At 69.5% G+C, this 14,416-nt stretch carries 14 protein-coding genes; 9 read left to right on the plus strand and 5 right to left on the minus strand.

All coding sequences use genetic code 11. The annotated features are described in order from the left end of the window. The first annotated feature begins 87 nt into the window (after positions 1–87). On the plus strand, positions 88–1,500 hold the full coding sequence (locus DKM19_RS06885; RefSeq protein ID WP_110694991.1) for an NAD-dependent malic enzyme: 1,413 nt from the start codon (positions 88–90) through the stop codon (positions 1,498–1,500). An 86-nt stretch (positions 1,501–1,586) separates the two neighbouring features. Here DKM19_RS06885 and DKM19_RS06890 read toward each other — a convergent pair whose 3' ends face one another. Next, positions 1,587–2,147, minus strand: coding sequence for a hypothetical protein (locus tag DKM19_RS06890; RefSeq protein ID WP_110694992.1), 561 nt, complete (start codon positions 2,145–2,147; stop codon positions 1,587–1,589). A gap of 133 nt (positions 2,148–2,280) precedes the next feature. On the opposite strand from DKM19_RS06890, the gene DKM19_RS06895 reads away from it, so the two are divergent. Then, complete coding sequence (locus DKM19_RS06895; RefSeq protein ID WP_089211182.1) at positions 2,281–2,859, plus strand: YqgE/AlgH family protein; 579 nt, start codon at positions 2,281–2,283, stop codon at positions 2,857–2,859. A 224-nt stretch (positions 2,860–3,083) separates the two neighbouring features. Here DKM19_RS06895 and DKM19_RS06900 read toward each other — a convergent pair whose 3' ends face one another. Beyond that, positions 3,084–3,707 carry a TetR family transcriptional regulator gene (locus tag DKM19_RS06900; protein WP_110694993.1) on the minus strand — a complete coding sequence of 208 codons (624 nt, stop codon included), beginning with the start codon at positions 3,705–3,707 and terminating at the stop codon, positions 3,084–3,086. Between the two features lie 152 nt (positions 3,708–3,859). Between DKM19_RS06900 and DKM19_RS06905 the strand changes: the two genes are divergently transcribed. The 6 genes from DKM19_RS06905 to DKM19_RS06930 all read left to right on the plus strand — a co-directional run bounded on the left by DKM19_RS06905 (position 3,860) and on the right by DKM19_RS06930 (position 11,326). Next, on the plus strand, positions 3,860–5,446 hold the full coding sequence (locus DKM19_RS06905) for a DHA2 family efflux MFS transporter permease subunit (RefSeq protein ID WP_110694994.1): 1,587 nt from the start codon (positions 3,860–3,862) through the stop codon (positions 5,444–5,446). A gap of 244 nt (positions 5,447–5,690) precedes the next feature. Continuing rightward, complete coding sequence (locus DKM19_RS06910; protein WP_089211177.1) at positions 5,691–5,945, plus strand: DUF3039 domain-containing protein; 255 nt, start codon at positions 5,691–5,693, stop codon at positions 5,943–5,945. A gap of 285 nt (positions 5,946–6,230) precedes the next feature. Further along, positions 6,231–6,965 carry a zinc metalloprotease gene (locus DKM19_RS06915; protein ID WP_239514122.1) on the plus strand — a complete coding sequence of 245 codons (735 nt, stop codon included), beginning with the start codon at positions 6,231–6,233 and terminating at the stop codon, positions 6,963–6,965. Beyond that, complete coding sequence (locus tag DKM19_RS06920) at positions 6,962–8,350, plus strand: MFS transporter (protein ID WP_110694996.1); 1,389 nt, start codon at positions 6,962–6,964, stop codon at positions 8,348–8,350. Before DKM19_RS06915 ends, DKM19_RS06920 begins: the two co-directional genes overlap by 4 nt. Before the next feature lie 97 nt (positions 8,351–8,447). Further along, positions 8,448–9,203 (plus strand): hypothetical protein, encoded by a 756-nt coding sequence (locus DKM19_RS06925; RefSeq protein WP_162641339.1) that lies wholly within the window; start codon positions 8,448–8,450, stop codon positions 9,201–9,203. 371 nt (positions 9,204–9,574) lie between these two features. Beyond that, entirely contained in the window at positions 9,575–11,326 is a 1,752-nt protein-coding gene (locus tag DKM19_RS06930; protein WP_204358681.1) for a DEAD/DEAH box helicase, read from the plus strand. A gap of 153 nt (positions 11,327–11,479) precedes the next feature. Here the strand turns inward: DKM19_RS06930 and DKM19_RS06935 are convergent, their stop codons facing one another. Then, complete coding sequence (locus DKM19_RS06935; RefSeq protein WP_110694998.1) at positions 11,480–12,043, minus strand: hypothetical protein; 564 nt, start codon at positions 12,041–12,043, stop codon at positions 11,480–11,482. A gap of 200 nt (positions 12,044–12,243) precedes the next feature. Here DKM19_RS06935 and DKM19_RS06940 point away from each other — a divergent pair, with 200 nt between their 5' ends. Continuing rightward, complete coding sequence (locus DKM19_RS06940; RefSeq protein WP_110694999.1) at positions 12,244–12,531, plus strand: hypothetical protein; 288 nt, start codon at positions 12,244–12,246, stop codon at positions 12,529–12,531. 9 nt (positions 12,532–12,540) lie between these two features. Here DKM19_RS06940 and DKM19_RS06945 read toward each other — a convergent pair whose 3' ends face one another. Together DKM19_RS06945 and DKM19_RS06950 are read right to left on the minus strand one after the other, a co-directional pair. Then, on the minus strand, positions 12,541–13,116 hold the full coding sequence (locus tag DKM19_RS06945; RefSeq protein WP_110695000.1) for an isochorismatase family protein: 576 nt from the start codon (positions 13,114–13,116) through the stop codon (positions 12,541–12,543). A 5-nt stretch (positions 13,117–13,121) separates the two neighbouring features. Further along, a complete protein-coding gene (locus DKM19_RS06950) occupies positions 13,122–14,411 on the minus strand; it encodes a nicotinate phosphoribosyltransferase (RefSeq protein WP_110695001.1) in 1,290 nt (429 codons plus the stop codon). Between the last annotated feature and the right edge of the window lie 5 nt (positions 14,412–14,416).

Here is a 14,416-nt window from a genome sequence, read left to right on the forward strand (position 1 = left end):
GTCGGCCGACCTCGGCGCGCCCACCCGTCCGGGGATGGCACGATGGAGGTATCCCAACCAAGTCAGTCGCAAAGGAGCGGATTGACTGTGGCCACCGTGCCGAGTGTGTCTTACTCCATCACCGTGCGCCTGGAGGTGCCGGCCGGCGGTAAGGCAGTCAGCCAGCTCACCCACGCAGTAGAGTCCGCCGGGGGTGTGGTCACCGCGCTCGACGTGACCACCGCCGGGCACGAGACCCTGCGCATCGACGTCACCTGCGCCGCGCGTGACACCGATCACGCCCAGGCGATCGTGGACAAGCTGGAGGGCGTCGAAGGCGTCGTCATCCACAAGGTCTCGGACCGGACCTTCCTCATGCATCTCGGAGGCAAGATCGAGATGCGGTCGAAGGTGCCGCTGCGTAACCGTGACGAGCTCTCCATGGCCTACACCCCCGGCGTCGCCCGGGTCTCCATGGCCATCGCCCGCAATCCCGAGGACGTCCGCCGCCTGACCATCAAGCGCAACAGCGTCGCCGTCGTCACCGACGGTTCGGCCGTGCTCGGTCTCGGCAACATCGGCCCGGCCGCCGCGCTCCCCGTCATGGAGGGCAAGGCGGCCCTGTTCAAGCGGTTCTCCGACATCGACGCCTGGCCGATCTGCCTGGACACCCAGGACGTCGACGAGATCGTGCGGACCGTGCAGATCATCGCCCCCGGGTTCGGCGGCATCAACCTGGAGGACATCTCGGCGCCGCGCTGCTTCGAGGTGGAGCGGCGGCTGCGCGAGCTGCTCGACATCCCGGTCTTCCACGACGACCAGCACGGCACCGCGATCGTGGTGCTCGCCGCGCTCACCAACGCGCTGCGCGTGGTCGGCAAGGAGCTGGGAGACGTACGGATCACCCTCGCCGGCGCCGGCGCCGCCGGTACGGCGGTGCTGCGCCTGCTGTTCGCGGCCGGCGCCCGCAACGTGATCGTCTGCGACTACCTGGGCGCGGTGCACCGCGGCCGTGACGACCTGGACGACTCGCTCCAGTGGATCGCCGACCACACCAACGCCGAGGGTTACTCCGGTGACCTGCGCGGCGCGGTCAAGGGCGCGGACGTGTTCATCGGGGTCTCGGCCCCCGGCATCCTCAACGGCGACGACATCGCCACGATGGCCAAGGACGCCGTGGTCTTCGCGCTCGCCAACCCGGAGCCCGAGGTCTCACCCGACGCCGCCCGCGAGCACGCCGCGGTGGTCGCCACCGGCCGTTCGGACTACCCGAACCAGATCAACAACGTGCTGGCCTTCCCCGGGGTCTTCCGCGGTCTGCTCGACGCCCAGGCCACCGTGGTCAGCCAGGAGATGCTTCTGGCCGCCGCCAAGGCGCTGGCCGCCGTGGTCACCGCGGAGGAGCTCGGCCCGAACTACATCGTCCCCAGCGTGTTCCATCCGGACGTGTCGGGCGCCGTCGCGGCGGCGGTCCGGGAGTCGGCCGGGGGGCGGGCACGCACCGGCATGACCGAGGCCTGACCGCTTTCCGCCCGACCGCCTCTCCGGCCTGAAGACCGGAGAGGCGGCCCGCGATCCGGTGGGCCGTAAAGGCGGGTGACGGGTCGTCAGGGCTCGAGGCCGGGGTGCCGGCGGCGGCCGTACGGCGACCGCCGGATGGCGATCGGCCCGCTGGGGTTCCGGCGCGGCCAGATGGCGCCGTACCACCAGAACAGTCCGCCGGTCAGCACCAGGCCTCCGGCTGTGGCGATCTTGCCGATCAGATCGGCGGGCGGCCCCGTATAGGGAAGCCACCCGCCGGCCGCCTGACGATCCGCGCGGTAGTCCGCGTGCTGGTCGGACCGGCGCTTGCCGCACAGGGACCTGACGGTGCGGCTCGTGGTGCTCTGCTCTTCGATCCCGGCCGCGACCTGCGCCGATGCGCCTCGCGTGGCCCCGAGGGCCACGCTCCGCTCGCCGCTCGCGTCGATCGGACCGTTCGGAACGGCGGGCTTTTCGCGGTAGACGGCGGAGGCGGCCCTGCCGCCGGCATCCTCTCCGGCGGGTTTTCCGTCCGGACAGGCGGCGGCGTCCGTCCCGGACGTTGAGGGCGCGCCCACCGTGGACGCGAGGGCCATGCCGAAGAACAGCGCGAGCAGCAATATGGAGCCCTTGGACATCTGCAGCATTTTCCCTCCGATTCGCGATCTATGCTACCCAGAGTTTCTCATTGAGCACTCCAAGTAACATAACGCGAGGTTTGAAAGATCCGAAGAAGGAGGGGAGCAGCGCGATCCGGGGTTCACCCCTCATGATGGAGGTATGGCGGAGGCGATCTACGTCGGTGGACTTCTGGTGGCGACGCCGCAACTCGACGATCCCAACTTCCGGCGCAGCGTGGTTCTGGTGCTGGAACACGACCTCGACGGTGGCACCCTGGGCGTGGTGCTCAACCGGCCGAGCGACATCGCGGTGACCCAGGTGCTGCCCACCTGGGACACCATGGTCACCGGCCCGTCCGTGCTGTTCCAGGGCGGCCCCGTACAGACCGACAGCGCACTGGCGCTGGCCGCGGTTCCGAGCGGGCAGGAGCCGCTCGGCTGGCGGCGACTGCACGCGGGCACCCCGGCGGTGTCCAGACTCGGCACCGTCGACCTCGACGCGCCGCCGGAGATCCTCGCCGGAGAGATCGCCCAGATGCGGATCTTCGCGGGTTACGCCGGGTGGTCCGCCGGGCAGCTTGAAACCGAGATCGGCGAGGGCGCGTGGTACGTCGTGGACTCCGAGCCCGGCGACACCTTCCACCAGGAGCCGGAGTCGCTGTGGCGCGCGGTGCTCCGCCGCCAGCGCGGTGAGCTCGCCTACGTGGCCACCTGTCCCGACGACCCCTCGATGAACTGACGCCGCGTCACGGCGGGCCGAGGAGCTGAGGCCGTCCGCTCCCAGGGCGGTCGCCTGAGAGCGGGCCCGATCATCGCGTCGAGCTCGTCGCGGGCATTCCGACGCCGCCCGCATCACGGGCGCGACCATCAACGCGACGGCGGGTACGCGGCCCGATCGTCGGCATTTCATCGAGGCGACGGGCACTGACCAATGGCAGGACCGCCGTCGTCGGCGCGGTGGAACTACGGGCGGTCCCAGCCGGGGCGCAGGGAACGCTCGGCCAGGGCCAGCGTCGCCTCCAGCCGGGCCGCGAGGGCGGCGAGGTCGTCGACGCCCGTCGGCGGGCAGAACTCGAAGCCCACCCGGGCCACGGTGGTGGCGAGGGCGACGACGAAGTGGGGGAGGAGGTCGTCGCTGCCGGAGCCCTCGCGCCGGGCGATCTCGGCGATCAGTCGCCGCTCGTTCTCCATCACCCGCCGCATGCTGCCGGCGAAGAGCGCGGGGGTGTTGTCGATCACCTCGCGGGCCTTGAGGAATCTCGCCCTCTCGGCGAGGTCCTCCTCCTCCAGCATGGTGACCATCGCGCGCACGGCGTGCGAGAGCGCGGTGAAGGGTGACTCCTCTCCGGGGCGGCAGGCCAGCTCGGCGAGCATGGCCTCCTGCCCGTCGACGTGCAGGGAGAGGGCGACGTCCTCCTTGGTCGCGAAATAGCGGAAGAACGTGCGGGGCGAGACGTCCACGGCCGCCGCGATCTGGTCGACGGTCGTCGCCTCGTACCCCTGATCGAGAAACAGGTCGAGGGCCGCGTCGATGAGGGCCAGTCGTGTCTTCTGCTTCTTGCGCTCGCGTAGGCCGGGCTGACCCATGCTTGTCACCCCTTCGAAACGTGTAGTTCACAGTCTGCCATATGTCATCCTCTGTCTCATAAAAGGATTTGTCACATGTCATGAGCTGACATAAATTACCTGCGGTTGATGCCTCATGCGGGGGCAGATCGGATCACGAGGGGGACCCTTCCATGGCACAGGCCCAGACGGTGGCGGCACCACCGCCGTCGCACACAGGCAGGTCATCCAGGCAGGGTCACCCGTGGCTCACACTGCTCGCGGTGTCGCTCGGCGTGATGATGGTGATGCTCGACGGCACCGTCGTCTCCATCGCCAACCCCGTGATCGGCAAGGAGCTCAACGCCTCCCTCGCCGACCTGCAGTGGGTGACCAGCGGCTATCTGCTCGCGCTCGCCGTGTTCCTGATCACGGCCGGCAAGCTCGGCGACCTGTTCGGGCACAAGCGGATCTTCGTGATCGGCATCGCCGGCTTCGCGCTCACGTCCCTCGCCATCGGCCTGTCCGACTCCATCACCTGGCTGATCGCCTTCCGGGTGCTCCAGGGACTCTTCGGCGCGCTGCTGCAGCCCGCCGCGCTCGCGCTGCTCCGCGCCGCCTTCCCCGCCGAGAAGCTGAACATGGCGATCGGCGTCTGGGGAGCGACGATCGGCCTGTCCAGCGCCGCCGGCCCGTTCATCGGCGGTCTCCTGGTGGAGAACGTGAGCTGGCAGTCGGTCTTCTTCATCAACGTCCCCGTCGGCATCGTCGCCCTGATCGTCGGCCTCCTCGTGGTCAAGGAGAGCAAGGCCGCCTCCCTGTCCAGGATCGACTGGCTCGGCGTGGTCCTGCTCTCCGGCGCCATGTTCTGCCTGATCTGGGCGATCATCAAGGCTCCCGAGTACGGCTGGGGCGACGCCAAGACGCTCGGCTTCCTGGTCGCCGCCGCGCTGCTCGGCGCCGGGTTCGTCTACTGGCAGACCAAGGCCGCCGAGCCGCTGATCCCGCTCAGCCTGTTCAGCAACATCTCGGTCGCGGTCGGCACGGTCCTCATGATTCTGATGGCGTTCTCGATGTTCGGCGCGATGTTCTTCCTCACGTTCTACTTCCAGGGCGTGCACGGGCTCTCGCCGCTCCAGTCGGGCCTGCGGATGCTCCCGATGAGCGCCGGAATGATCGTCGCCTCGCCGCTGGCGGGCCTCGCCATCGGCAAGCTCGGCCCGAGGATCACGATCTCCGCGGGCATGCTGATCACCGCCGTGTCGATGTTCCTGCTCTCCCGCCTGGGGCTGGAGGCCGGCTATCTGGACAGCGCGATCCCGTTCGCGCTGCTCGCCTTCGGCCTGTCCCCGGTGATGGTCGGCGCCACCGAGATCATCGTGGGCAACGCCCCCGAGGAGCTCAGCGGTGTCGCGGGCGGCGTGCAGCAGTCGGCGATGCAGGTCGGCGGCTCGGTGGGCACCGCGGTGCTCGGTGCGATCGTCGCGGGCAAGGTGGCCGACGTGCTCCCGGGCTACTGGGCGGACGCCAAGCTGCCGGCGCTCTCCGCCGATCAACAGGAACTGGTCAACCAGGGCGCCTCGTTCGCCCAGGCCGGCGCCGCTCCCGGGACACCCGAGCCGATCATGCGGGCCATCGAGGGCGTCGTGCACCTGTCCTTCCTGGACGGCATGCACGTCGGCTTCACGGTCAGCACGGCGGTCGCCGTACTCGCGGCGCTGCTCGCGCTGTTCGTCAAGGCGGGCCGCAAGACCGACGGCGCCCAGGTCCACCTGGGCTGACGGCTCTTCCCGTACGGCCCCCGCGAAGGCCCCGCGTCTTCCCCCTCTGTACGGCTCCCGCCACGCCAGGCGGGAGCCGTAGCCGTTTCCGGAGGCAATTTCACGGGGGGCGGTTCGGAGATCTGGACGGAGACCCTGGTCACCCCGTCGGCCTGGGGCATCATGCCGGGACGGCGGCGCCTGCACGCGACCTCGGCGAGTGCCGACGCCGGAACCGCGGTGATGCGGGCTTAAAATCAGCAGGATGAGCACGAAGATTCTCCCAGAGACCGAGAGCGACATCCGGCCGGATCTGTCGCACGGCGACGGCGATCACGAGCGGTTCGCCCACTACGTCGAGAAGAACAAGATCATGGAGAGCGCGTTCAGCGGCACCCCGGTGCGCGCGCTCTGCGGCAAGGTCTGGGTGCCGAACCGCGATCCGCAGAAGTTTCCCGTCTGCCCCGAGTGCAAGGAGATCTACGGAGGGTTGCCCAAGGGCGAAGACAACAAGGAATGAGTGTTGTTCATGGGTGATCGCCACCGATGAGGCTACGGTCAGGTTGTCGCTGGGGAGCGGCGACCGATCAGTAGGTGTGACTTCTCGGGGGAGTTCATGGTCCGGCGTGCAATCGCCGTCATTTCGGTATGCCTGTTCACAGCGGGCGCCGCTCCTCCCATCCCCATCTCGGCGTCCGCTGTGCCCGGTATGTCAGAGCTGCCTGGATGTGTCCACCCCGCTCGGGTCATGGCCCCCGGACGAGGGGTCGAGCCGCATGCGCCGCCCCCGGCGGAGGTCGCCGAGATGCTCGCCGACTCGAGGCCACGCCGATCGAGCCCCCGCGAGCATCGGATCCCCATCACGGTTCCCACCTGGGTGCACATCATCACCGACGGTCTGCTGGGGGCGTCGGACACCGCGGTGCGCAACCAGATCGCCACGCTCAACGCCGCCTACTCCGGACACTTCGGCGGGGTGGACACCGGAATCCGGTTCAGGCTCGACGGGCTCACCCACACCACCAACGCGCTCTGGTTCCGTGACCCGCTCACCAACGAGCGGGCGATCAAGCGGATGCGCAAGGGCGGTCCGGAGACCCTCAACCTCTACGTCGCCCAGCTCGGCCAACTGGTGCTCGGCTACTCCACCTACCCGGCCTGGTACAAGGCCGAGCCCATGCTCGACGGAGTGGTCATCGACTGGCGCAGCCTGCCCGGCGGATCGCTGCGCAGCTTCGACCGCGGGTTCACGGGAGTTCACGAGATCGGCCACTGGTTCGGACTGCTGCACACCTTCGAGAACGGTTGCGCGTCGCCGGGCGACGGGATCGCCGACACCTCACCCGAGGCCGTGGCCACCGACGGCTGCGTGATCGACAAGGACACCTGCGAGGGCGGCGGGCCGGACCCGATCCACAACTTCATGGACTACTCCGACGACCGTTGCATGTCGGAGTTCACCGCCGGACAGGCGCTCAGGATGCAGGAGACGTGGTCCGCCTACCGGCGCGTGAAGACGGACATTACCCTTGACAGGTGACAGCACCGAAGACACTTGACACTCCATACACCCCCCCGCGGATCTTCGGTTCCGAATACCGTACGGCGTCCCTTGGCATACTGCTCGTCGTCACGCTGATCGCCTTCGAGGGCATGTCCGTCGGCGCTGTGATGCCCGCCGTCTCCAAGGACCTCAACGCGCTCGACCTGTACGGCATGAGCTTTTCCGCCTTTCTCATCGCCGGCCTGTTCGCCAACGTCGCCGCCGGGCTGTGGTCTGACCGGCGAGGCCACGCCCTGCCCTTCCTCCTCGGCGTGAGCCTGTTCGTGGTCGGAATGGCGCTGGCCGGCGCGGCCGGGTCCAAGGAACTGTTCATCCTGGCGCGCGCCGTCCAGGGACTGGGCGGCGGCGCGGTCATCGTGGCGATCTACGTGATGATCGCGCGTGTCTACGTCCCCGCCGCCCGGCCCAAGGTGTTCGCCGCGCTGTCGGCCGCCTGGGTGCTCCCGGCCCTGATCGGGCCCGGCGTCGGCGGGCTCATCGCCGAGACGGCCGGCTGGCGGTGGGTCTTCTACGGCATCGTGCCGCTGGTGATCCCGGCCATGGTGATGCTCCTGCCCGCGCTGCGCACCGGGCAGGGGCCGGCGCCCGAGCCCGGGACGGGCCCCCGATCCCGGCCGCTGGCGATGACCCTGTCGGCGATGGCCACGGCGGCCGGTGCCGGGGTGCTGCTGTACGGCGTGGACCGGCTGCACACCACCCCGGTGTCCGGCGGGATCGCCACCGTCGCCGGACTGGTCGCGCTGGCCGTGGGCCTGCCGAGGCTGCTGCCCCCGAAGGCGCTCAGGTTCGGCCGGGGCCTGCCCACCACGGTCATGATGCGCGGCGTGCTCTCGGCGGCGTTCTTCGGGGTCAACGCGTTCATCCCGCTGTTCCTCACCGAGGAGCGGGACTTCTCGGTCCTGAACGCGGGGATCGCGCTCACCCTCGGCGCCCTGGGCTGGACGGCCGGCTCCTACCTGCAGACCCGTCGCGTCTACGACCGGCCCCTGCTCGTACGGCTCGGCGCCACCGCGGTCACCACGGGAATCCTGCTGACGTCGCTCGCACTCGTTCCCGGGATCACCGGATGGGTCGTCGTGCCCGCCTGGGTCGTCGCCGGATTCGGCATGGGCATCGGCATCACCAGCGTCAACGTGACCGCGATGCTCCAGTCGCCCGACGCGGAGCAGGGCGCGAACTCCGCGGCCCTGCAGGTCGTCGACACCCTGGGCAGCGCGCTCACGATCGGCTTCGGCGGGGTCCTGGTCAACCTGATCGGCCACGACGACATCGCCACCGGCTACACCACGATCGTCGCCCTGATGGCCGCCGTAGGACTGATCGGAGTGACCGTCGCCGGACGCATGCGGGACGTCTCCTGACTCATTGATCCTCCTATAACGGCGAGCACCCATAGCCGGACCGCGCCCTGGCATGCATGGTAGGACGGTAGGACCGTGACCGCCGGGAGGAGGCGTCGTGCACGAACGACCTCGCCGGGCGCGCCCACCGGATGATTCCGGGCGGAGCGACGAGTGGCAGCGACCGCCCGAGGAGTCCGCGCAGGCGGGAAACCGGTCCGGCATGTCCTGGCCTCCCCGGATACCCGAGCCCGGGGACGACCTTCCGCCCTCGGCTCGCTGGTACGGCATGCCCGTGCCTCCGCCGCCGCGCCGGACCGGCAACCGGATGCGGCGCGTCCTGCTCGCGTCGCTCGCCCTGGCGGTCTGCGGGGGGATCGTCGCCGGAGCGGTCGTCCTGGTGCTGCGGGTCCTGCCTTCTCCCTCCTCCCCGGCCGGCAGCGTGATCGACACGGCCGCGGGCGTGAGCTATTCGCTGCCCGATGGCTGGCTCGCGGGGACGGTTCCGCCGGTCACCGCGTTCACCTCGGCGGCGGGCAACGGCGGGACGGCGACGGTGATGGTCAGGCCGGGAGAGCCGGTGGCCGATGTGCGCAAGGCGACGGTCGAGCTCAGCGAGCTGTATGCGCGGCTGCTGCTCCACGGCGACGAGGTGGAGGTCCTGGACGACCAGCCGATCACGGTGGGCGGGCGGACCGGCCACAGCCGCTCCCTGCGCGCGGTGTATCGGGACGTGGTCAATCGGCCGGCCTATCTCAATGTGGTATTTCTCACGGGTTCCGGAGGGCGCCCTGTCGTCGTGGTCGCCGTGGCCCAGCCGGACGACCTCAGGTTGCGGGCCGCGCTCGATGTGGTGATCTTGGGAATTCGCTGACGGCGCCGGGCCGGCCGGGCGGGGGCGTTCGCGGACGGTTCACACCGGCGTCCTCACGGCGCTCGCAGGCGCCCTGGCGGCCGTGCGCCGGGACTTTGCCACGTCCCCGCGAGCGGGCTGCCGAGGAGCGTTTCCAGGGTCGTCGGGAGGTGCTGCGGGCGCGGGAGGTTCCGGGTCGGCGGAAGACGTCCGGGGCGCCGTGAGGTTCCGGGGCGCCGAGGGCGTCGAGGGCGTGGCGCTGAGAGCGTCCAGGGGCGCCGGAGGCGCAGCCGTACAAGATCCGGAAATCTCTAGCACGCGGAGGCGACCTTGGCGAGGATCTCAGCGGATCGGCACGTCTTGTCGGTGACGCCGATTACGCTGATGACACTGTGAGCACTTTCGCCGCATCCCATCTGTCGCCCTCATATCCGGACCGTGCCGCCTGGGGCACCGCGCCGAAGCTTCGCGCATGGCAGCAGGAGGCATTTGACCTGTACTCCAGCCGTGAACCGCGAGACTTTCTCGCGGTCGCCACGCCGGGCGCGGGCAAGACGACCTTCGCGCTCCGCATCGTCAGCGATCTTCTGGCGCGGGGGATCATCCGGGCCGTGACCATCGTCACACCAACGGAGCACCTGAAGCAGCAGTGGGCGGATGCCGCGGCCAGGGTCGGCATCGCCATCGATCCCGAGTTCAAGAACAGCCAGGGCACGACCTCCCGTGACTACGTCGGGGTGGCCATCACCTACGCCCAGGTCTCCATGCACCCCGCCCTGCACCGCGCCCGGACCGAGGCCCGCAAGACGCTCGTGATCTTCGACGAGGTTCACCACGCCGGCGACGCGAAGTCCTGGGGCGACGGCGTGCGTGACGCGTTCGAGCCCGCCGCGCGGCGTCTCGCGCTGACCGGGACCCCCTTTCGGTCCGACGTCAACCCGATCCCGTTCGTCACCTATGCGGAAGACGGCGACGGCGTCCGCCGCAGCGTCTCCGACTACTCCTACGGATACGGCCCCGCCCTCGCCGACGGTGTCGTCCGGCCGGTCATCTTCCTCGCATACGCGGGTGAGATGCGCTGGCGGACCCGCGCGGGCGACGAGATCGCCGCGACCCTCGGCACCCCGCTGACCAAGGACCAGCTCGGCCAGGCGTGGAAGGCCGCGCTCGACCCGAAGGGCGACTGGATCCGGCAGGTGCTCACGGCGGCGGACAGGCGGCTGACCGAGGTCCGCAGGGGCGTTCCCGACGCGGGCGCCCTGGTCATCGCCACCGACCACGAGACCGCCCGCGCCTACGCCAAGCACATCCGGGCGATCACCGGAGAGGGCGCCACCGTCGTGCTCTCCGACGATCCGGAGGCGTCAAAGAAGATCAAGCAGTTCGCCGACGCCCCGGACCGCTGGATGGTCGCGGTCAGGATGGTGTCCGAGGGCGTCGACATCCCACGCCTGGCCGTCGGCGTCTACGCCACGAGCATCTCGACCCCGCTGTTCTTCGCGCAGGCCGTCGGTCGTTTCGTCCGCGCGCGCAAGCGAGGGGAGTTCGCCTCGGTGTTCCTGCCCTCGGTGCCGACCCTGATGGGGCTGGCAGGGGAGATGGAGACCGAGCGCGACCACGTGCTCGACCGCAAGCTGCCCGAGGAGGGGCTCGACGACCTCCTCCTCGAAGACGCCCAGCGCCAGAAGGACAATCCGGATGTCCTGGGTGACGAGCTGCCGTTCGAGACCCTGGAGGCGGTCGCCACCTTCGACCGGGTGCTCTTCGACGGCGGCGAGTTCGGCAGCGCCGCCGAGACCGGCTCCCCCGAGGAGGAGGATTTCCTCGGACTCCCCGGGCTGCTGGAGCCCGACCAGGTGCGGACCCTGCTGAGCAAGCGCCAGTCCGACCAGCTCAAGGCCAAGCGGAACAAGCCCGAGCCCAAAGAGCCTCAGATCACTCCGCACGAGCTCATCGCCAACCTCCGCAAGGAGCTCAACGGCCTGGTCGGAGCCTGGAACCACCGCACCGGGCAGCCCCACGGCGTCATCCACGCCGAGCTCCGCCGGGCCTGTGGCGGCCCGGCCATCGCGCAGGCCTCCGCCGAGCAGATCCAGGAGCGGATCGGCAAGATCCGCCAATGGGCCACCCAGCGGTCTCACTAGGGGCCACCCGGCGGGTCCAACGGGTCACCCAGCGGGTTCCCCATCAGGGGTCACCAGGCGGGGTTCCCAATGGGCCGTCCAGCGCGGTCCCACTAGGGGCCTACCCGGCGGTCCCGATGGCCACCCGGCGGTCCCGCCCAGGACGCAACCTGCTCAACGCAGGGCGATCGGTCTGCCGCTCCGGCCGTCGATCGCCCTGAGCTCCCCCGTGTCGAGCAGCGGCGGCGCGAGGGGCACCTTCATGGAGGCCACTCCGTCCGCCACGCTCACCGGGAGCGTCCTGGCGCCGGTGGGCCTGCGCTTCATGTCTCCCTCGTGCATCCAGACCTTGATCGCACGCTTCCCGTGGCGCAGGACGACGGTCGCGGTGCCACACTCGTCCGTCCTGGCCGCCCAGAACAACGTCATGCTGCGCAGCGTGCCCTGGTGCCGGGCCAATCGCGCCCGCTCAGGGGCGGGCAGCCGGGTGGGGCAGGATGCCGCCTGCCGGATACCTTTCGCCGCAGGGGTCGCAGGGGTCGCAGGGGCCGCAGAGAACGGGGACGCGGCGACCGGAGTCGGCTCGGGAGGCTGGGCGGCCGAACTGGCCCAGATCGTGGCCGCCTCCAGCGAGACCAGCACCATGACGCTCGTCAGCCGGATCAGCGTCCCGCCTCTGAACAGATTCCACAGGCACAGAGGGGTCAGGACCAGCCATGAGATACCGAGCACGAACACGTGAGATCACCACCGGTGGTATGAGGATTGCAACTCTCCGTGATACTCCTGTCGCACCGGGTCGCGACGGTGTTTAACCTTTCATATCCAATCGGTGATCGTGCGCATTCCAAGCGTTACGATCCTTGAAGTCGTCTGGCCCACGACCATCTCCGGCCCCCTCCACCGGCGCCCAGGTATTTTCGTTCGAAAGAGGTCGCATGTTGTCAGAGTTGATGCGCGTGGAGATCCGGGAGTACGTGGCTCCGATGTTCGAGCAGGTCATGACGAGGATGGACACCCTCGCCACCAAGGAGGAACTCAAGAAGGTCCAGGACGATGTGTCGGTCCTGAAGGAGGACGTGTCGGTCCTGAAGGAGGATGTGTCGGTCCTGAAGGAGGATGTGTCGGTCCTGAAGGAGGACGTGGCAGGTCTCAAGGAGGACTTCAGGGGCATGGACGGGAAGCTCGATCGGATCATCCAGTGGCTGGGGATGCCGCCGAGCTGAGGGCGTCGGTCAGGCCGAGCGGACCACCGGGGTGCCGGTGAGCAGGACTCCGGCGGAGTCGAGCTCGGACAGGGCGGCCTTGGTGGTCGGAGCGGCCACTCCGGCGGTCAGATCCAGCAGCACCTGTACGGCCAGGCCGTTCCTGGCCGCGTCCAGGGCGGTGGCCCGTACGCAGTGGTCGGTGGCGATGCCGACGACGTCCACCGTGTCCACCTGGCGTTCGGAGAGCCAGTCGGCGAGGCTCGAGCCGTCGGAGGAGGCGCCCTCGAAGCCGCTGTAGGCGGCGGCGTGGGCGCCCTTGCTGAACACCTCCTCGACACGTGCCGTGTCGAGGGCCGGGTGAAAGTCCGCACCCGAGGTGCCGGCCACGCAGTGGATGGGCCAGGTGTTCAAGTAGTCCGGTTCGGCGGAGAAGTGGGCGCCGGGATCCACGTGGAAATCCCGGGTGGCCACGATGTGGTCGTAGTGGTGTGAGGCGGCGTGCAGGGAGATGGCGGCGGCCACCTCGCTGCCGCCGCTCACCGCCAGGCTGCCGCCCTCGCAGAAGTCGTTCTGGACATCGGTGATGATCAATGCGGTGGCCACGCGCCCTAGTCAAACATGGTCGGGATCGCGGCGTAACCCCGGGACAGCTGATGGGCAGGGGCCGGGAGCTCGGCGACCGCGTCGCGGTGCCGCCCGCGGATCTTCTCCAGGGTCTCCCGGCCGACGACCTCGCCGTCCTTGACCAGCTGGACCTGGAGCGGGCGTGCATCCGCGGGCGGGTCGCCTGCGACGGTGACCAGCTCGGCGATCGCCGTTCCGGTGGCGTCGAGCTTGCGGAAGGCGTCCTTGCGACCGCCCCTGCTGGGTTTGCCCACCGACTTCTTGGCGACCGGCCGCATGATCCCGTCGGCGTCCTCGCGGGCCACGAGCTTGTAGACCAGCGCGGCCGTGGGCGAGCCGGAGCCGGTGACGAGCGAGGTGCCGACGCCGTAGACGTCCACGGGGGCGGAGGCCAGTGCCGCGATGGCGTACTCGTCCAGGTCGCTGGTGACGATGATCCGGGTCTTGTGCGCCCCCAGCGCGTCAAGCTGCTCGCGGACCTCGTGGGCGACCTGGGCCAGGTCGCCGGAGTCGAGGCGGACGGCGCCCAGGCTGGGGCCGGCCAGATCCACCGCGGTCCGTACGGCCTGCGCCACGTCGTAGGTGTCCACGAGCAGCGTGGTGCCGGTGCCGAGCGAGTTGATCTGGGCCTGGAAGGCCTGTTCCTCGGAGTCGTGCAGGAGCGTGAAGGCGTGGGCCGCGGTCCCGGCGGTCGGCACGCCGTACGCGTGGCCGGCCATGAGGTTGGAGGTGGCGGAGAACCCGGCCAGGTAGGCGGCCCGGGCGGCGGCCACGGCCGACATCTCGTGGGTGCGCCGCGATCCCATCTCGATGAGCGGCCTGGATCCGGCGGCGTGGATCATCCGGGAGGCCGCGGTGGCGATCGCGCAGTCATGGTTGAGGACCGACAGGATCACCGTCTCGAGGAGCACGGCCTCGGCGAACGTGCCCTCCACGGTCATGATCGGAGAGCCGGGGAAGTAACACTCACCCTCGGCATAGCCGTACAGGTGTCCGGAGAACCGGTAGTCGGCGAGAAACTCCAGGGTGCGCGCGTCGACCACATGGTTGTCCCTGAGGAAGGTGAGATCCTCGTCTTCGAAGCGGAAATGCTCCAGCGTCTCAAGAACGCGGCCGGTCCCCGCGACCACCCCGTATCGCCGTCCTCCGGGCAGTTGCCGCGCGAAGACCTCGAACACCGCGCGCCGCGATGCGGCCCCGCTGCGCAATGAGGCCTCCAGCATCGTCAGCTCATAGTGATCAGTAAGCAACGCACTGCTCATGGCCATCGTCATGAGTC

The sequence above is a fragment of the Streptosporangium sp. 'caverna' genome, from assembly GCF_003203775.1.
GTDB classification, from domain to species: Bacteria; Actinomycetota; Actinomycetes; order Streptosporangiales; family Streptosporangiaceae; genus Streptosporangium; species Streptosporangium subroseum.